This is a genomic window from Novosphingobium sp. MMS21-SN21R (genome assembly GCF_031846015.1).
In the GTDB taxonomy this organism is placed as follows: Bacteria; Pseudomonadota; Alphaproteobacteria; order Sphingomonadales; family Sphingomonadaceae; genus Novosphingobium.
The window spans coordinates 3,187,406-3,204,066 of the sequence record NZ_JAVRDU010000001.1; the positions used below are offsets into that span (position 1 = coordinate 3,187,406).

19 protein-coding genes and 1 tRNA gene are annotated in these 16,661 nt (G+C 63.7%); 9 read left to right on the forward strand and 11 right to left on the reverse strand.

Annotated elements, in window-relative coordinates; genetic code table 11:
* Positions 1 to 31: 31 nt before the first annotated feature.
* From RM192_RS15510 to RM192_RS15535, 6 genes are read right to left on the reverse strand one after another with little or no spacing between them, the layout of a single operon-like run.
* The gene (locus RM192_RS15510) at positions 32 to 955 is read right to left on the reverse strand and encodes a bifunctional riboflavin kinase/FAD synthetase (protein ID WP_311508458.1); all 924 of its coding nucleotides are present in this window, start codon (positions 953 to 955) and stop codon (positions 32 to 34) included.
* Positions 952 to 1,446, reverse strand: a complete 495-nt coding sequence (locus RM192_RS15515; RefSeq protein ID WP_311508459.1) for a dihydrofolate reductase — start codon at positions 1,444 to 1,446, stop codon at positions 952 to 954. Before RM192_RS15515 ends, RM192_RS15510 begins: the two co-directional genes overlap by 4 nt.
* Positions 1,443 to 2,501 (reverse strand): 5-(carboxyamino)imidazole ribonucleotide synthase, encoded by a 1,059-nt coding sequence (locus RM192_RS15520; protein ID WP_311508461.1) that lies wholly within the window; start codon positions 2,499 to 2,501, stop codon positions 1,443 to 1,445. Before RM192_RS15520 ends, RM192_RS15515 begins: the two co-directional genes overlap by 4 nt.
* Positions 2,501 to 2,986 carry a 5-(carboxyamino)imidazole ribonucleotide mutase gene (purE, locus tag RM192_RS15525; RefSeq protein ID WP_311508462.1) on the reverse strand — a complete coding sequence of 162 codons (486 nt, stop codon included), beginning with the start codon at positions 2,984 to 2,986 and terminating at the stop codon, positions 2,501 to 2,503. Before purE ends, RM192_RS15520 begins: the two co-directional genes overlap by 1 nt.
* A 27-nt stretch (positions 2,987 to 3,013) precedes the next feature.
* Positions 3,014 to 3,700, reverse strand: a complete 687-nt coding sequence (gene gpmA / locus RM192_RS15530; RefSeq protein ID WP_311508463.1) for a 2,3-diphosphoglycerate-dependent phosphoglycerate mutase — start codon at positions 3,698 to 3,700, stop codon at positions 3,014 to 3,016.
* 45 nt (positions 3,701 to 3,745) lie between these two features.
* Complete coding sequence (locus RM192_RS15535; protein WP_311508464.1) at positions 3,746 to 3,913, reverse strand: hypothetical protein; 168 nt, start codon at positions 3,911 to 3,913, stop codon at positions 3,746 to 3,748.
* A gap of 116 nt (positions 3,914 to 4,029) precedes the next feature.
* On the opposite strand from RM192_RS15535, the gene RM192_RS15540 reads away from it, so the two are divergent.
* Both RM192_RS15540 and RM192_RS15545 read left to right on the forward strand, forming a co-directional pair.
* Positions 4,030 to 4,104 (forward strand) — tRNA-Thr (locus RM192_RS15540).
* 116 nt (positions 4,105 to 4,220) lie between these two features.
* Positions 4,221 to 5,183, forward strand: a complete 963-nt coding sequence (locus tag RM192_RS15545) for a PAS domain-containing protein (RefSeq protein ID WP_311508465.1) — start codon at positions 4,221 to 4,223, stop codon at positions 5,181 to 5,183.
* On the opposite strand, the gene RM192_RS15550 is transcribed toward RM192_RS15545, so the two are convergent.
* Entirely contained in the window at positions 5,180 to 5,479 is a 300-nt protein-coding gene (locus RM192_RS15550; protein WP_311508466.1) for a GNAT family N-acetyltransferase, read from the reverse strand. The two genes, RM192_RS15545 and RM192_RS15550, sit on opposite strands and share 4 nt — an antisense overlap.
* A 53-nt stretch (positions 5,480 to 5,532) precedes the next feature.
* Here RM192_RS15550 and RM192_RS15555 point away from each other — a divergent pair, with 53 nt between their 5' ends.
* Both RM192_RS15555 and RM192_RS15560 read left to right on the forward strand, forming a co-directional pair.
* Entirely contained in the window at positions 5,533 to 6,549 is a 1,017-nt protein-coding gene (locus RM192_RS15555) for a beta-eliminating lyase-related protein (protein ID WP_311508467.1), read from the forward strand.
* Positions 6,546 to 7,469: a DMT family transporter gene (locus RM192_RS15560; protein ID WP_311508468.1), complete on the forward strand. Its 924-nt coding sequence runs from the start codon at positions 6,546 to 6,548 to the stop codon at positions 7,467 to 7,469. Before RM192_RS15555 ends, RM192_RS15560 begins: the two co-directional genes overlap by 4 nt.
* Here RM192_RS15560 and RM192_RS15565 read toward each other — a convergent pair.
* On the reverse strand, positions 7,379 to 8,227 hold the full coding sequence (locus RM192_RS15565) for an SDR family NAD(P)-dependent oxidoreductase (protein WP_311508652.1): 849 nt from the start codon (positions 8,225 to 8,227) through the stop codon (positions 7,379 to 7,381). The two genes, RM192_RS15560 and RM192_RS15565, sit on opposite strands and share 91 nt — an antisense overlap.
* Positions 8,228 to 8,282: 55 nt before the next feature.
* On the opposite strand from RM192_RS15565, the gene pepN reads away from it, so the two are divergent.
* The 4 genes from pepN (at position 8,283) to RM192_RS15585 (ending at position 13,812) form a co-directional block, all read left to right on the forward strand.
* On the forward strand, positions 8,283 to 10,910 hold the full coding sequence (pepN, locus tag RM192_RS15570) for an aminopeptidase N (RefSeq protein ID WP_311508469.1): 2,628 nt from the start codon (positions 8,283 to 8,285) through the stop codon (positions 10,908 to 10,910).
* 10 nt (positions 10,911 to 10,920) lie between these two features.
* Complete coding sequence (gene pgeF, locus RM192_RS15575; RefSeq protein WP_311508470.1) at positions 10,921 to 11,685, forward strand: peptidoglycan editing factor PgeF; 765 nt, start codon at positions 10,921 to 10,923, stop codon at positions 11,683 to 11,685.
* 5 nt (positions 11,686 to 11,690) lie between these two features.
* Positions 11,691 to 12,335 (forward strand): glutathione S-transferase, encoded by a 645-nt coding sequence (locus tag RM192_RS15580; RefSeq protein WP_311508471.1) that lies wholly within the window; start codon positions 11,691 to 11,693, stop codon positions 12,333 to 12,335.
* 271 nt (positions 12,336 to 12,606) lie between these two features.
* Positions 12,607 to 13,812 (forward strand): hypothetical protein, encoded by a 1,206-nt coding sequence (locus RM192_RS15585; protein WP_311508472.1) that lies wholly within the window; start codon positions 12,607 to 12,609, stop codon positions 13,810 to 13,812.
* A gap of 46 nt (positions 13,813 to 13,858) precedes the next feature.
* On the opposite strand, the gene RM192_RS15590 is transcribed toward RM192_RS15585, so the two are convergent.
* Positions 13,859 to 14,464 (reverse strand): HAD-IA family hydrolase, encoded by a 606-nt coding sequence (locus RM192_RS15590; protein WP_311508473.1) that lies wholly within the window; start codon positions 14,462 to 14,464, stop codon positions 13,859 to 13,861.
* 121 nt (positions 14,465 to 14,585) lie between these two features.
* Positions 14,586 to 14,711 (reverse strand): type B 50S ribosomal protein L36, encoded by a 126-nt coding sequence (gene ykgO / locus RM192_RS15595; protein ID WP_011446910.1) that lies wholly within the window; start codon positions 14,709 to 14,711, stop codon positions 14,586 to 14,588.
* A 181-nt stretch (positions 14,712 to 14,892) separates the two neighbouring features.
* Between ykgO and RM192_RS15600 the strand changes: the two genes are divergently transcribed.
* Positions 14,893 to 15,663, forward strand: a complete 771-nt coding sequence (locus RM192_RS15600) for a hypothetical protein (protein WP_311508474.1) — start codon at positions 14,893 to 14,895, stop codon at positions 15,661 to 15,663.
* Here RM192_RS15600 and galE read toward each other — a convergent pair.
* On the reverse strand, positions 15,657 to 16,658 hold the full coding sequence (gene galE, locus RM192_RS15605; protein ID WP_311508475.1) for a UDP-glucose 4-epimerase GalE: 1,002 nt from the start codon (positions 16,656 to 16,658) through the stop codon (positions 15,657 to 15,659). The two genes, RM192_RS15600 and galE, sit on opposite strands and share 7 nt — an antisense overlap.
* Positions 16,659 to 16,661: the final 3 nt, after the last annotated feature.

Here is a 16,661-nt window from a genome sequence, read left to right on the forward strand (position 1 = left end):
ACGCTCGACACGAACGGGGTGGGCAATGGCGCTACCCCAGCAACGCCCGCGCCTGATCGCAATCGCGCGCGATCTGTGCAACCAGTGCGTCCAGCCCTTCGTATTTCGCTTCGGGCCGCAGAAAGTGGTGGAACGCCACCTCGATTTCCTGCCCATACAGGTCTTCCGAAAAGTCGAAGAAATGCGGTTCGAGCAGTTCCTTGGGCGGATCGAAGGTCGGCCGGATGCCGATATTTGCCGCGCCCTTCACCGTGCGTCCATCGGGCAAACGGCCAGTGACGGCGTAGATGCCATAACGCGGTCGCAGATAGGCGCCGATATCCAGATTGGCGGTAGGGAAATTGATCGTGCGCCCCACCTTGTCGCCATGCTGCACCACGCCCCGGATCGCGAAAGGCCGGGTCAGCAGCCGCGTCGCCGTTTCGCAATCGCCTGACTGCAAGGCATGGCGGATACGGCTGGACGAGACAGCTTCGCCTTCCAGCGTCACCGCGCCCACCGCCTTGGCCCTCAGCCCGAATTTCGCGCCCTGTTCGACCAGAACTTGCGGATTGCCGCTGCGGCCTTTGCCGAACGTGAAGTCGTCTCCGGTAACAACCCCGGCAGCGCCAAGATGCCCGACCAGCCCCTGTTCGATCCATGCGCTCGCGGCAAGGCCCGCAACCTCGGCGCCGAAGTGGATCACCAGCATGGCATCGGCCCCGGCGGCAGCAAACAGGTCTTGCCGCTGGTCGAGCGTGGTCAGCCGGAAAGGCGCAGCATTCGGCGCGAAATAGCGCACCGGGTGCGGATCGAATGTGGCGACAATGGCCGGGCGCCCTTCCGCCCTGGCCCATCGGATCGCCTCGCCCACAACCGCCTGATGGCCCAGGTGAAACCCGTCGAAGTTGCCAAGCGCGATGATCGCGCCGCGCAGGGCTTCGGGCACAGGGTCAAGGCTACCCAGGCGGATCACTGTTGGCGCTCCAGCGTCACCCAATCAAATGCGGGCCGTCCCGCCTCAGCCTGCTGCACGTCGCGCGATACCTCGGTCCACTCCGGTCCGAGCGGCGCCATCACCGTGTCGCCCTCGAAGCCCTCGTGTATTTCGGTCAATTCCACGCGCGCGGCAAGCGGCATGAACAGGCGGTAGATCTCCGCCCCGCCGATCACCGCAACATCACCTTCGCCTGCCAGCGCCAGCGCCTCGTCCACCGAATGCGCGACTTCGGCATCGGCGGCGGACCACCCGGCATCGCGCGTCAACACGATATGGCGGCGGCCGGGCAGCGCCTTGGGAAAGCTCTCGAACGTCTTGCGGCCCATTATCATGGGCTTGCCCATGGTCAGCGCCTTGAAGCGCTTGAGGTCTGCGGGCAGTCGCCACGGCAGGGCATTGTCGCGGCCGATCACGCCATTTTCGGCGCGGGCATAGATCAGAAATAGACCGGGCCTTACCCCGCTCACAACACCAGCCGGGTGACGTGGCCCATCTTGCGGCCGGGCCGCACCGCCGCCTTGCCGTAAAGATGCAGGTGGTTGGCCGGGTCCGAAAGGATCGCGGGCCAATCGTGCGCGTCGTCACCGATCAGGTTGTCCATCACCACGCCTTTGGCGGCAAGTGCGGTCGATCCCAGCGGCAACCCGCAGATCGCGCGGACGTGGTTCTCGAACTGGCTGGTGAGCGCGCCCTCGATGGTCCAGTGCCCGGAATTGTGCACGCGCGGCGCCATCTCGTTGAACACCGGACCATCAGCCGTGGCAAAGAATTCCAGCGTCAGCACACCGACATATTCGAGCGCATCGGCCACCTTGGCCGCCAGCGCGCGCGCCGCATCGACTTGCCCCAGAATCGCCTGACACGCGGGCACGGTCGACCGATCAAGAATGCCGTTCTTGTGGACGTTCTCCGCCGAATCCCAGAAGCGCACCTCGCCCGCAGCCGTGCGCACGAGGATCACCGAGAACTCCGCCGCGAACGTGACGAAGCCTTCGTAGATCAGCGCAGCGTCCGGAAGCTCAAGCGTATCCGCATCTGCCGCCTGCAAGATCCGCCACTGGCCCTTGCCGTCGTAGCCATCGCGCCGGGTCTTGAGGATGCCGGGCGCGCCGATCTTCGCCACCGCCGCCTTGAGATCGGCGGCTGAATCGACCTGCGCCCACGGTGCAGGCCTGCCGCCGAGCGCCTCGACGAAAGTCTTTTCGTTCACCCGGTCTTGCGCCACTTCCAGCGCGCGGGCGGGCGGATGCAGCCGGGCGTGCGGCGCAATCGCGCCAAGCGGCGCTGCCGCCACGTTTTCGAATTCGTAGGTCACCACCGCGCACTGCTGGGCAAACGCCGCCAGCGCTGCTGCATCGTCGAACTCGCCCTGCGTGAATGCCGCACAAACGTCCGCCGCGATAGGATCGGCTTCGGGCGCATAGACATGGCAGCGATAGCCAAGATTGGCCGCTGCCAGCGCGATCATCCGGCCAAGCTGGCCGCCGCCCAGAATGCCGATCGTCTCGCCCGGCGCAATCATCAGACGGGCTTCTCCGCTACCGAATCGGTCTGCGCGTTGCGGAAAGCGATCAGGCGCTCAGCCAGTGCATCGTCTGACGTCGCAAGGATCGATGCCGCCAAAATGCCCGCATTCGTCGCACCCGGAACGCCGATGGCCAGCGTTGCCACGGGAATGCCGCCGGGCATCTGCACGATGGAAAGCAGTGAATCCATTCCCTTGAGCGCCTTGGATTCCACCGGCACGCCCAGCACCGGCAAGTGCGTCATCGAAGCGACCATACCCGGGAGGTGCGCCGCGCCGCCCGCGCCCGCAATCACCACCTTGAAACCTTCAAGATGTGCGCTTTTGGCAAAGCTGACGAGCCGGTCGGGCGTGCGATGGGCCGAAACGATGCGGCAATCATGCGCAACGCCGAGCTTTTCGAGCACGACGGCAGCATTCTTCATCGTTTCCCAGTCGGACTGGCTGCCCATGACGATGGCAACCAACGGTTTGGTACTCATCCCGCCCCCTTCAGGCTTCGGCGCGCTTCAACGCTCCGACAGGTAATAACGCTCGATCTCGGCCAGATTGTCATCCAGCTCGTAGACGATGGGCTGTCCGGTCGGAATCTCCAACCCCGTAATGTCCTCGTCCGAAATGCCCGAGAGGTGCTTGACCAGCGCGCGAAGCGAATTGCCATGCGCCGAAACGATCACGGTTTCCCCGGCCTTCAGCGCAGGCGCGATCTTCTCTTCCCAGCACGGCAGCACGCGCGCGATGGTATCCTTGAGGCTTTCGGTCGCAGGCACCGCGATCCCGGCATAACGCGGATCGGACGACAGATCGAACTCGCTGCCCACTTCCAGCGGCGGCGGCGGCACGTCGAAGCTGCGGCGCCAGACCTTGACCTGATCGTCGCCGTGCTTGGCCGCCGTCTCTGCCTTGTCGAGCCCGGTCAGCCCGCCATAGTGGCGTTCGTTCAGGCGCCAGTCCTTGTCTTCGGCCACCCACAACCGGCCCATGGCCTCGAGTGCGAGATGCAGCGTCTTGATCGCGCGGGTCTGCAACGAGGTGAAGGCGAGCGTTGGCAGAACGCCCTTGTCCTTCAGCAACTGGCCCGCAGCGTAGGCCTCGGCCGCGCCTTTTTCGGTCACGTCCACGTCCCACCATCCGGTGAAGCGGTTTTCGAGGTTCCACTGCGACTGGCCGTGACGGATCAGGATCAGGCGGGGCATCGGGGCATCCTGTTGCTGTTGGAAATTATCACGCGGCCCCTAGCGTCACCCTTCGGACTTGGAAAGGCCGCTTTCCGGCGAATCGTCCGAATCTGCCTGCGCTTCGGCCACGTTTTCGAATGCGCGCGCTTGCGTCTTGCGCCGCCTGAGGTTGTCACGCAGCCGCGCGGCAAGCCGTTCGTCGCGCGTGGAATGGGGTTTCTGGCCAGTCATTTCGTCATAAATGCGGCCTGCGCGCCCATCGCGCAAGCCTCGCTTGACAAAGCCCGCCCCCACCGCCATTAGCCCGCCCCTGCCTACCCCACCGGGGACGGCAGCGGAAATGGTGTGCTGCTGTAGCTCAGTGGTAGAGCGCATCCTTGGTAAGGCTGAGGTCGGGAGTTCAATCCTCCCCAGCAGCACCATTTCCCCTTTGCAGCCAGGCGCAAGTATTGCGCAGGGCCGTCCCATAACTTTCGGTATATGGAACTTTACGGGCCTCAGCGCTTTATTAAGCGCGATCTTATGACGGGCCAGCTGAATGCTTAAATCCGCCGATTTGTCTCCGGAAAGCCTCAAGTCGGTCCTTGAACACAGCCTTGACTGTGTCAAGCTCGTCAGTCCTGACGGCAAGATATTGTGGATGAATCCCAACGGCTTGTGTGCAATGGAGATTGACGACTTGAGGCAGGTCGGCAGTCAGGAATGGGCCATGCTCTGGCCCGAGGAATCGCGCCCGCTGATCCGGTCGGCCCTGACTGACGCCGCCAAGGGCAAGGTCTCGCGGCTTGAAGCCTATTGCCCGACAGCCCAAGGTTCGCCGCGCTGGTGGGACGTCAGCGTGTCGGCCGTCAGGTCGCCGGACGGCATGGCGGCCGGTTTCATCGCCGTTTCGCGCGATATCAGCCAAGCCTACATGGACCGCGAAGCCCAGCGGATCCTGCTGGCCGAAATGCGGCACCGCCTCAAGAACAGCTTTGCCATCGTCTGTTCGATGCTGGGTTCGATGTCGCGCGGGGTCGAAGCGCATTCCGCCTTTGCCGAGGAAATGATCGGCCGTATTTCCGCACTCGCCCGCGCCCAGACTCTGTTTGCGAGCGAGCATGAAACCACCGATATTGGCGAATTGCTCGACACGCTCGTCTCGCCGTTTCGCGATTGCGCAGGCGCACTGATCACCCTCGATTGCGCAAGTACCGGAGAAATCTCGCGCGAGCAGGCTGACGTCATCGCACTCGTGATCGGCGAATTGACCGTCAACTCGACCAAGCACGGCACGATCGGTCATGGCGGACACATCGACCTGAAGGCCGCCGATGCTTCAGGCTGGCACGTGCTGATCTGGACCGAGCGGTGTGATAACCCGGTGAGCCAGACCTCGCGGCCCGGTGGGCAGGGCCTTTCGTTGATTCAGCGCATATGCCGGGCGCGGGGCGGCACGTTCGACATCGAATGGTCGGATTTCGGCCTCGATGCCACCCTGCGCCTGCCAGTTGCCGCCTAGGCCCGCAGGTCCGCCCATTCGGGATGACGGCGGAATGCCGCTTCAACATAGCTGCATTGCGGCACAATCTTGTAGCCGAACTTGCGCGCATCCTCGATCAGGGCCTTGACCAGTTCGCCCGCCACGCCGCGCCCCCCTATCTCGGGCGGAACCAGCGTATGGTCAGCGGTAATCACGTCGTTCACCAAGCTGTAGGTCAAGCGGCCGATCACATCGCTGCCATCCACTTTTGCGTGATACTCTCCGCGCGCGCCCTGATCGAAGTGGGTGATGGTCACGCCTGTACTGTCTGCCATGCCGATTGCTCCTTGCTTGACCAGAAACGCCCCGAACGACATTGCAGTTTCCGATGAAATTTTTCTCCGACAATGCCGCCGCTGTCCACCCCCGCGTGTGGGAGGCGATGCACGCCGCCGACAGCCCCGATTCGGGTTATGACGGCGACGCCCTTTCACGCAGTCTGGACGATGCCTTCTCAACGCTGTTCGGCACCGAATGCGCCGCGCTGTGGGTCGCCACCGGCACTGCCGCCAATTGCCTTGCGCTGGCCGCAATGGTGCCGCCCCATGGCGGTGTGGTCTGTCACCGCGAGGCGCATATCGAGATGGACGAAGGCGGCGCGCCCGGTTTCTACACCCACGGCGCAAAGCTGATGCTGGCAGAGGGCGACGGCGCAAAGCTGACGCCGGACGCGATCCGCACGGTAATCGATCCGATCCGCAATGACGTTCACCAGGTGCAGCCGCACGCAATTTCAATCACCCAGGCCACCGAATATGGCCGGGTCTATACGCCGGACGAGGTCGCCGCGATCGGCTCGCTGGCGCAGGGCCGGGGGCTCAGCCTGCACATGGACGGTGCGCGCTTTGCCAATGCCGTCGCGCACCTTGGCTGCCACCCGGCCGAACTGACCGCGCAGGCAGGGGTCGACGTGCTCAGCTTCGGCTGCGTCAAGAATGGCGGGATGAACGCCGAGGCGCTGGTGTTCTTCGACATGGATCTGGCCGATGTGGTGCGATACCGCCGCAAGCGGGCCGGGCACCTGCAATCGAAAGGGCGCTATCTGGCTGCACAAGTCCTCGCCATGATCGAGGGCGATTTGTGGCTCGAAAACGCCCGCGCCGCCAATGCGGCCGCGCAGGAACTGGCGCAGGCCTGCGGGACGCGTGTGTTCCATCCGGTCGAAGCCAACGAGATCTTCGTGGTTCTCTCGCCCGCCGAGCAAGCGACCTTGCGCGCGCAAGGCTTCGATTTCTATGACTGGGCCGCGCCCGATGGTGCGAGCGGAGCGGCTCGGCTCGTCACTGCTTGGAACAGCGATCCCGCACAAGTCGCAGCGCTTTCACGTGCGATCGCAGCGCTGTGAATGAGACGGAGCAACCAGGCCAAGCGCGCTTCTGGCAATGGAGCATCGCGGGGCCGTTCTTCCTCGTCGCGCTGATCTGGGGTTCGACCTGGCTGGTGATCAAGGACCAGATCGGCAGCGTGCCGCCCAGTTGGTCGGTCACCTGGCGCTTCATCGCCGCAGCCATAGGCATGGCCGTGCTTGCGCTCGTCCGGCGCGAGAGCCTGCGCATCGATGCCGCAGGCCTGCGCATCGCTGCGCTGCTCGGCCTCACCCAGTTCGTGATGAACTTCCAGTTCGTCTACCGCGCCGAACATCATCTGACCTCCGGCATCGTCGCGGTGTTCTTCGCACTGCTGGTCGTGCCCAACGCCGTGTTGGCGTGGGCCGTGCTGAAGCAGCCGGTAACGCGCGGGTTCATCGGCGGCTCGCTGGTGGCAGGCGCCGGCATAGCCCTGCTGCTGCTCCACGAATACCGCATGGCACCACCCGAGGGCAAAGTGCTGGCCGGAATTGCGCTGACCGCCGCCGCGTTGCTCAGCGCCTCAACCGCCAACGTCCTGCAGGCCAGCGACGCCGCGCGTCGCCAGCCGATGATCCCGCTGCTCGTCTGGGCCATGGCGATGGGTGCGGTGATGGACGGCCTGTTTGCATGGGTCATGGAAGGCCCGCCGCAGTTTGATACCCGGCCAAGCTACATTTTCGGCGTGCTCTACCTCGGCCTGATCGGGTCGGTCGTCACTTTCCCGCTCTACTTCCGCCTGCTGCAGCGGCTCGGAGCCGGGCGCGGCGCCTATAACGGGGTGATGGTCCCGGTGATCGCCATGGTGCTCTCGACCCTGTTCGAAGGCTACCGCTGGTCCTTGCTCGCCGCTGCCGGAGCCTTGCTGGCGATGGCGGGCCTCGTACTGGCGCTCAAGGCGCGCAAACCCTCGCGGTAGGTCGGGAACGCCGGATTCCAGCCCAGCACCCGCCGCGCCTTGCCATTCGCCACCCGGCGGTTCTCGGCATAGAACGCCAGCGCCAAGGGAGACAGGTTCGCCTCCTCCAATGACTGCATCGGCGGCGGTGCGACGCCCAGCAGGCGTGCCGCTTCCTCGATCACGGCATTCTGGCTGCACGGCAGGTCATCGGCCAGATTATACACGCCCGCAGGCCCATCGAACGACGCAATCACCCCGCTGACAATGTCCTCCACATGCACCCGGCTGAACACTTGATCGGTAATGGCGATGCGGTGCGCGCGCCCCTCGGCTACGCGGTCCAGCGCGCTACGCCCCGGCCCATAGATGCCGGGAAGGCGGAACACCCGGACCCGCGCGTCCAGCGCCTGCCAGCCGAGGTCCGCTTCTGCCCGCGCCGTGCGCCGCCCCTGCCCGACGGGCGCGCTCTCATCGACCCAAGCCCCGCCCGCATCCCCATAGACTCCGGTTGAGGAAAGATAGCCGACCCACCGCGCGCCACAGCCCACGATATCCGCGCCATAGGCCTCCAGCACCGCATCGCCGCCGCCGCGCACTGGCGGGACCGATGACAGCACATGCGTTGCCGACGCCAACGCGCCGCGCAACGCAGCGCGATCGGCAAAGGCGATGTCGCCCGCGCTGCCTGTGCCGCGCACACGCCATCCAGCCGCGCGCAACCGCGCCGCCAGCACTTGCGCGGTGTATCCCATTCCGAAAATCAACATGTCGTTCATCGAAACACCCATAACCGCGATTGCCGCATGCGCCACGGGTTCCTAAGTTGGTACCATGAACGATCTTTCCAGCGCACCATTCGCACCGCCGCCCGTGACTCACCGCGCGGACTACCGCCCGCCCGAATGGCTGGTGCCGGAAATCGCACTGGATTTCGCGCTCAGCCTTAGTGCGACGGCAGTGCAGTCCACGCTCAAGGTGGGCAAGAATCCGGCGGGAGAAGGCTCTTCGCAGCTGCGTCTGAATGGTGACTCGCTTGAGCCCAAGGCAGTGACGGTCGATGGCCACCCGCATAACGACTGGCACATGGACGGCACCGACCTCGTGATTGAGCTTCCCGGCGACGCGCACGATGTCGGCATCGAAACCCTGCTCGATCCCTCCGCCAACACCCAGCTTTCCGGCCTCTACGCCTCGAACGGGTTGCTCTGCACCCAGTGCGAGGCCGAGGGCTTCCGCCGCATCACCTTCTTCCCCGACCGGCCCGACGTGCTCTCGGTCTATTCGGTGCGGATGAGCGGCGACAAGGGGGCGTTCCCGGTCCTCCTCTCCAACGGCAATCCCACTGCCTCGGGCGAGGGCGAAAACGGCACGCACTGGGCCGAATGGCACGATCCTTGGCCCAAACCTTCGTATCTCTTCGCACTGGTCGCGGGCGATCTCGTCGCCAATCGCGACAGTTTCACAACGATTTCAGGGCGTAAGGTCAACCTAGCGATCTACGTCCGCGCGGGCGACGAAGAGCGCACCGCCCATGCCATGCGCTCGCTCATCGCCTCGATGAAGTGGGACGAGGATGTCTATGGCCGCGAGTATGATCTCGATGATTTCAACATCGTCGCGGTCAGCGATTTCAACGCGGGCGCGATGGAGAACAAGGGACTTAACGTATTCAATACACGGTATATTCTGGCGGATCCCGAAACCGCGACCGATGGCGATTACGACGCGGTCGAGGGCGTGGTCGCGCACGAATATTTCCATAACTGGTCAGGCAACCGCGTCACCTGCCGTGACTGGTTCCAGCTGAGCCTCAAGGAAGGCTTTACTGTCCTTAGAGATCAACAGTTTAGCGCGGATCGCGGGTCTGCGCCGGTCAAACGGATCGAGGATGTGCGGATTTTGCGCGCGGCGCAGTTCCCCGAGGATTCGGGGCCGCTGGCGCACCCGATCCGCCCCGATTCCTATCAGGAAATCAGCAACTTCTATACCGCCACCGTCTACAACAAGGGCGCCGAAGTCATCCGCATGATGACCGTGCTGACCGGCATGGAGCGCTTCCTGAAGGGCACGACGCTTTACTTCGACCGCCACGATGGCGAGGCGGCGACCTGCGAAGACTTCGTCCAAGCCATTGAAGACGGTGCGGAAATCGACCTCAAGCAGTTCCGCCGCTGGTACGAACAGGCTGGCACCCCAAAGGTGGGTGTTACCATGGGGTACGAGGGGGGTTCCGGGGGGGGTAAGGTCACCCTGACGCTGTCTCAGACGATGAATCCCACCCCCGGCCAGCCCGTCAAGCAGCCGATGGTCATCCCTCTGCGCACGGCGCTGTTCGACCGCGCCAGCGGCAAGCACAGTGGCGAGCAATTGCTTGTCCTGACCGAGCCGACCCAGACCTTCACTTTCGATGGCTTCATCGCCACACCAGTCCTCTCGATCAACCGCGGCTTCTCCGCGCCAGTAGAGATCACCGCACCGATCACCGCGGACGATCTCGTGTTCCTCGCCGCGCATGATGACGATCCCTTCGCGCGTTATGAGGCGATGCAGCAACTGATCGTGCGGCACCTTGTCGCCGCGATCTCGGGCGTTATCTCCGATGCCGAGCGTGCTGCCGGGCGTGCCGCGATTGGCGATGCCATGGGCGCGATTCTGGATGACGCCGCGCTGGACGATCTGATGCGCGGCGAACTGCTGATCCTGCCGGGCGAGGCCTATCTTGCCGAGCAACTCACCCGCGCCGACCCCACGCGCATCTTCGCCGAACGCGAAAGTCTCAAGCGCTGGCTGGGCGAGACGCTCAAGGCCAAGTGGCTGGCGCTTCACGACCGCTGCAGCGCGGTGCCCTACAGCCTCGATGCCGCAGCCCGCGGCGCGCGCAAGCTGAAGACGCAGGCGCTGGTCTATCTCGCGCCCGCAGACCCTGCCGAGGCCGCAGCGCGCGCCAAGGCGCAATACGATGCCGCCACCAACATGACCGATCGCCAGTCCGCGCTGATGGTCCTGTGCAGCCTCGACGCACCCGAGCGCGAAGTGGCGCTGGCCGATTTCCATGCACGCTTCGATGGCAACATGCTGGTGATCGACAAGTGGTTCTCGCTTCAGGCGGGATCGCTGCATCCGGGTGCCACGAGCCACGTCAAGGCGCTTGCCCAGCATCCCGACTTCACCATGACCAACCCCAACCGCGTGCGCGCGTTGTGGATGGCCTATGCGGTCAATGCGCAGGCGTTCCACAAGGAGGGCGGCGAAGGCTACCGCCTGATCGCCGACCTGATCCTCAAGCTCGATCCGATCAACGGCAATGTCGCCGCGCGTTTCGTTTCGTCGCTTGGCCGGTGGAAGAAGGTGGACGAGGGCCGCGCCGCGCTGATGCGAGCGGAACTGGAGCGCATCGCCGCCGAACCCAGCCTGTCACGCGATGTGCGCGAGCAGGTGACGAAGAGCCTTGAGGCCTGAGGGTGGCAGAGTGAGCGCCCATGCACTGACCCATCCCCTGCTGAACGGCGCGGCGCATGGCTTCCTTGGCCGTCGCGGCGGGGTAAGCACGGGCGACCTTGCCGGGCTGAACGTCAGCTATAGCGAGGATGATCCGGCGCTTACCTCTGAAAACCGCGCCCTCGCGGTGGAGGCGGTGTTGCCGGGCGCGCGCCTGCAGACCTGTTACCAGATCCATTCGGCGGATGTGGTTACGGTGTCCGAGCCTTGGGCCGATGCCGACCGCCCCAGGGCGGATGCGCTGGTGACGGACCGCCCCGGCGTGGTTCTGGGCGTGCTGACGGCGGACTGCGCGCCGGTGCTGTTCCTCGACGCGCAAGCAGGCGTGATCGGTGCAGCGCATGCAGGCTGGAAAGGCGCGTTCACCGGGGTCACCGATGCGACGCTGGACGCGATGCAAGCCTTGGGCGCGGCGCGCGCGAACATCGCCGCCGTGGTCGGCCCGTGCATCGCGCAGAAAAGCTACGAGGTGGACGCAGGGTTCGAGACCCGCTTCCTCGAACAGGCGCCCGAGAACGAACGCTTCTTCCGCGCCGGGTCCGAGGGCCACGCGTGGTTCGATCTCGAAGGCTACGTCGCGTCGCGTCTGCGCGATGCGGGTGTAGGCAAGGTCGGCATGCTGGGCGAGGACACCTATGCGCAAGAGGCGCGCTTCTATTCCTTCCGCCGCGCCACGCATCGCAAGGAACCGGGCTACGGACGGCAGATCTCGCTGATCGGCCTGCGCCCGGCCTGAAGCTGGTGACCCTGCCCATCCTCTACAGCTTCCGCCGCTGCCCCTATGCCATGCGCGCAAGGCTGGCCTTGGCGGTCAGCGGGACGGTGTGCGAGCTGCGCGAGGTGAAGCTTTCCGCCAAGCCCGCCGCCATGCTCGCCGCCTCGCCCAAGGGCACGGTGCCGGTGCTGGTCCTGCCCGATGGTACGGTGATCGACCAGAGCCTCGACGTGATGCGCTGGGCGCTGGCGCAAAGCGATCCCGAAGGCTGGCTGAGCCGCGACGATCCCGCGCTGATCGAACGCAATGACGGCGCGTTCAAGCATGACCTTGACCGGTACAAATATCCTGAGCGGCATGGCTCTGACGCGCTGGCGCATCGGACAAGCGGCATAGCCTTCCTGCGCGATCTGGACGCGCGGCTGGCTGTTCACGGGCAGCTGAACGGGGAGGAGCGCGGACTGGCCGATATGGCGATTATGCCGTTCGTGCGCCAGTTCGCCAGTGTGGATGCGGTGTGGTTTGCCGGACTTGATCTGCCGCATGTGCAGCGCTGGCTGGGGGGCCATGTGGAGTCTGCGCTGTTCGCTGCGGTGATGGGGAAGTTTCCGCCTTGGGCTGAGGGTGATGCGGTGGTTCGGGTGGAAATATCAACTTCCTCCGTAGGTTAAGTATTGCCGGTCATGAACCTTGCAGCCGCAAAAATGATATGCGAATTCTTGGACAATAAAACGGGGGAGGCGAGCTGTGGGGATGTTGAATTTTCGTCATTTTTTGGCGCTTACTGCTTTATCGACGCTAGCTTCTTGCGGCGGTGGATCTGGTAGTACGCCAGTTGTGGTTCCCTCGCCCACTCCAACACCTTCACCTGCGCCAACACCGACACCGACACCGACACCGACAGTTTCTGCGGGCGGAAGAATTTACGTAGCTTCCCCGTTGGTGGGACGTGTCGATTTCGCAAATTCGATTGTGCGGGCAGATGGTGCAGTACAAGGCCTTTCTTCCCGCGAAGGGCAGTATTTTCCCGGCTATCGCAATGCCATCTCGGGCTATCAGGGTTTTGGTGCTGGCGGTGATGCCAGCCGCGACAATTCGGACAAATTCAAAATAGTTACTGCGCTTGATACACAAACCGCGGTGCTGGTTTGGCTGCAAACCACACCCGCCTACAAGATGGTAACGCCAGTAACGTCGCGGCTTTATGCCACAGGCAGTGATTCAGGTAAGCTGAAGACTCAGTTGGGCATATCTGGCAGCCTGTTTGGGATGGTCAGCAATCCTGATCTTTCCACTTATGACGCGATTGCGGAGGCCGCTTCAGGAGATGGGGCACGCGCCGCCGATGCTGCCCGGATGGCGGCTGCAAACGTTCGGGTTTTGGCGATCAACGCGGGATTATCGGCCATTGCCTATAGAGATGACCTGCTAATTGGCGGCGTTTCTATTGGTTTCAATGACGGGGGCGAAGCGCACCTATCGCGTTGCCTTCGGGATGCGCCGAATCAATTCATCTTCACAAATGATCGCATGGTGGGTGTGGCTCAATGCTTCAAACGCAATCCGAACAACGGATCCATCACCAATCTGCGCACATCCACATGGCAGGCGGTTGCGCATCTGATCAATGCTTACGCCGCCGCGCTACCTGTGCGGCTGGAAACGTCCGCAGATCGTGCCCGCTGGATGCTGGGCCTTAACGGCTATCTTGTTCCCGCCATTGCTCAAGTGACCACCGCCGATTCAGACGCGGCATCTGCATCCGCGCTTGCAGTGACGACTCAGACAATTCTCGATGAAACAGCGCGTTACGTAGAACACTATGGTTACAATCCAACCGGACTGTTTATGCCGGGCCCTGACTTTGTCTCGGTTGCTTCAGGTGCGACGCGAGACGTACCTTTTGAAGACCTGCGCCGAACTGACTGGCTGTTCGGCGACGTAAATGGCGGTCTCTCCTTGAATGGGACGATCCAATCAGCGAGCGTGCCGGCTGCAAATACCAGTCAATTGTCCATCCGCATGAATGCCTCTTCGGTGAGTGTGACTGTTGCGACTGGCTTTCGCGGGTCAAGCTGGTTTGACTACGTCACGCGAAGTTCCGCGGGCGAAGACCGAACAGCAAGAGTTTACGTGCGCGCATATTGAACCCGAGGCGATCAACTACAGGTTCGGGCAGATGCGACTGGGGCTGTTAGACCAGCCCCAGTCGCACCATCTCTGCCTCAACCGCCTCGGCATCCCCCAAAAAGTGAAATGCATTCCAGCCCAGCCGCCGTGCCGTTTCGACATTCGCCGCGCTGTCGTCGATGAACAGCATCGTCTCGGGCGCTCTGCCGAAGCGTGATGCCGCCAGGTCGAAAATTGCCTCGCCCGGCTTAACCAGACGCTCCACACCGGAGACGACGATGTCCTGCATGTGATCGAGGATCGGGAAAGTGGGGCGGAATAACGCCCAGGCTTCTACGCCGAAGTTGGTGATGGCGTATTGGGGGATGCTTTGGGCGGCGAGGCGTTCGATCAGGTCGTGGGTGCCCGCCACCGGGCCGGGGATGCTATCGAGCCAGTTCGCTGCGTAAAGCGCGATGAGATCGGCGTGCTGCGGGAATTCGGCTTGGCGTGCGGCGACCATGGTGGCGAAGGGGACGCCGGCATCGTGCTGCATGTGCCACTGTTCGGTGACGACGTCGGCCACGAATCTCTGGCGTTTTGCGGCATCGGGAATCGCGTCCACGTAGATCAGCGAGAGATCCCATTCGACCAGCACGCGGCCAATGTCCCAGACGACAGCTTCGATCATTTTCGTGCCCTACAAACGACAGCGCCCCCGCGTTTCGGCGGGGGCAACGCGCCTTACGAAAAGGCTTGCCGTGTTTCCGGTGCAGCCCCGCCGTCGCGAGACTGCACCGAAACTTGTTCGATCAGCCCTGACGCGCCTTGAAGCGCTTCTGGGTCTTGTTGATCACATAGACGCGGCCACGGCGACGGATCACGCGGTTATCGCGGTGACGGTCCTTGAGCGACTTCAGGCTGTTGCGAATCTTCATGTCGAATCCCTTTGCCCGAAGCTGACCGGGCTGAAAACTGAAGCGTGGCCGTTAAAGAGGGCGTTCCCCCAAGTCAACCCTGACAGGGCGCGGCGGACGCCCAAATTGCGCTGAATGCCGCAGATTCTTGCCAAGCGTTCCGCGCCGTGCGATTCGCGCAGGACGTCCACGGAGCCAGAACATGTCCGCGCCAACCATTCCAGGCATCCTGCACAAGCCCGGCGCGCCGGTGTTCTTCAACCCGGCGATGATGGTGCCCAACACCTTCGAGATCGATGTGGCTGACGATGTGCTGGCCGACCTTCAGCGGCACGCAGAGGCCCTGCGCGCGATGGACGAATCGGGCGCGATCTATGCGCTGGATGGCGGCTTGCGGCTTTATAACGAACGTCCGCGCAAGTGGCGCAGCGATATCTGCTGGCTGAGCCATGCCGACGAGGCTTCGTATCATTGGTTCGAAGATATCTACCAGCGCCTGGGCCTTGGCGCGATGGTGGCGCCGTTCGTACCGCATGACCGGGAAATCCGGCTCTACGCCGGGTTCTTCGTCACCCGCAGCCGCTGCGAGGCGCTCGACATGCATTGCGACTGGCTGACCGAGGGCAACGACGCTTTCACCCTGATGGCCGCGATCACCCCCAACGCCAGCGGCCTTGGCATGACGTATGAAACCGCGCGCAAGGAGATGCGCGAGCACACGTACGAGGTCGGCAAGGGGCTGGTGTTCGGCACGCACTTCCGCCACTCGACCTCGATGGGCCAGCTGGACGAGCGCGCGGTGTTCCTGTGCCTCAACTTCGGCACCGACCGCATGGAAAACTGGCCCAACATCGCGCGGACCACCGCCACGCAGGGCGATTTCTTCCGCCAGCCCGATGGCAGCTTCATCACTTATGCCGACCTGCAGGCGCAGCTGGGCAAGGCAGGCGCGGCGCTGAACGCGGGTTACTGAGCGCGCAACTCGCCGAGCTTGCGCTCCCACGCCAGCGCGTGCGTGACGATGGTGTCGAGATCGGCGTATTTCGGCTCCCAAGGCAGGGTCGCCTTGATCCGGCGGTTGTCCGAGATCAGCGAATCGGGATCGCCCGCGCGGCGGCCACCCAGTTTGCGCACGATCTTGCGGTTCGTCACGCGGTCCACCGCATCGAGCACTTCGAGCACCGAGAAGCCGCGACCGTAGCCGCAGTTCATCGTCAAGGACTGCTGCGGCTGCTGGATCAGCGCTTCCAAGGCCAGAACATGCGCTGCGGCAAGATCGGATACGTGGATGTAATCGCGCACGCCGGTGCCGTCGGGCGTGTCGAAATCGGTGCCGAACACGCCGACCGATTCGCGCTTGCCCAGCGCCGCCTCGACCGCGACCTTGATCAGGTGAGTGGCGCCTGCGGTGGATTGCCCGGTGCGGCCTTCGGGATCGGCGCCGGCGACGTTGAAATAGCGCAGCGCGCAGAAATTGATCGGGTGGGCGCGGGCAACGTCGCCCAGCATCGCCTCGGTCATCAGCTTGGACATGCCATAGGGATTGATCGGGCGCTGCGGGCAATCCTCGGCCACGGGCGAAACTTCGGGAATGCCGTAAGTTGCCGCGGTGGAGGAGAAGATGAAGTGCGGCACGCCGCCGGTCACCGCCGCCTCGATCAGGGCGCGGCTCTTGGCGGTGTTGTTGCTGTAATACTTGAGCGGGTTTTCGACCGATTCGGGCACCACAACCGATCCGGCAAAGTGCATGATCGCGCGCACGCCCTGCTCGGCGATGATCCGCGCGACCAGCGCTGCGTCCGCGATATCGCCTTCGTAGAACGGCACGCCATCTGGCACGGCGAAGCGGAAGCCGGTCACCAGATTGTCGATCACGCAGACCGGCCAGCCCGCATCCTTGAGCGCCAGCACGGCATGGCTGCCGATATAGCCTGCGCCTCCGGTGACGAGTACGGGGTGCTTGGTCATCGG

Bases quoted from the DNA above. Each gene is read 5' to 3' on its own strand.
- RM192_RS15520 (WP_311508461.1), bottom strand. From the start codon at position 2,501: ATGATTGCGCCGGGCGAGACGATCGGCATTCTGGGCGGCGGCCAGCTT.
- purE (WP_311508462.1), bottom strand. From the start codon at position 2,986: ATGAGTACCAAACCGTTGGTTGCCATCGTCATGGGCAGCCAGTCCGAC.
- gpmA (WP_311508463.1), bottom strand. From the start codon at position 3,700: ATGCCCCGCCTGATCCTGATCCGTCACGGCCAGTCGCAGTGGAACCTC.
- RM192_RS15535 (WP_311508464.1), bottom strand. From the start codon at position 3,913: ATGACTGGCCAGAAACCCCATTCCACGCGCGACGAACGGCTTGCCGCG.
- RM192_RS15545 (WP_311508465.1), top strand. From the start codon at position 4,221: ATGCTTAAATCCGCCGATTTGTCTCCGGAAAGCCTCAAGTCGGTCCTT.
- RM192_RS15550 (WP_311508466.1), bottom strand. From the start codon at position 5,479: ATGGCAGACAGTACAGGCGTGACCATCACCCACTTCGATCAGGGCGCG.
- RM192_RS15555 (WP_311508467.1), top strand. From the start codon at position 5,533: ATGAAATTTTTCTCCGACAATGCCGCCGCTGTCCACCCCCGCGTGTGG.
- RM192_RS15565 (WP_311508652.1), bottom strand. From the start codon at position 8,227: ATGAACGACATGTTGATTTTCGGAATGGGATACACCGCGCAAGTGCTG.
- pepN (WP_311508469.1), top strand. From the start codon at position 8,283: ATGAACGATCTTTCCAGCGCACCATTCGCACCGCCGCCCGTGACTCAC.
- RM192_RS15590 (WP_311508473.1), bottom strand. From the start codon at position 14,464: ATGATCGAAGCTGTCGTCTGGGACATTGGCCGCGTGCTGGTCGAATGG.
- ykgO (WP_011446910.1), bottom strand. From the start codon at position 14,711: ATGAAGATTCGCAACAGCCTGAAGTCGCTCAAGGACCGTCACCGCGAT.
- RM192_RS15600 (WP_311508474.1), top strand. From the start codon at position 14,893: ATGTCCGCGCCAACCATTCCAGGCATCCTGCACAAGCCCGGCGCGCCG.
- galE (WP_311508475.1), bottom strand. From the start codon at position 16,658: ATGACCAAGCACCCCGTACTCGTCACCGGAGGCGCAGGCTATATCGGC.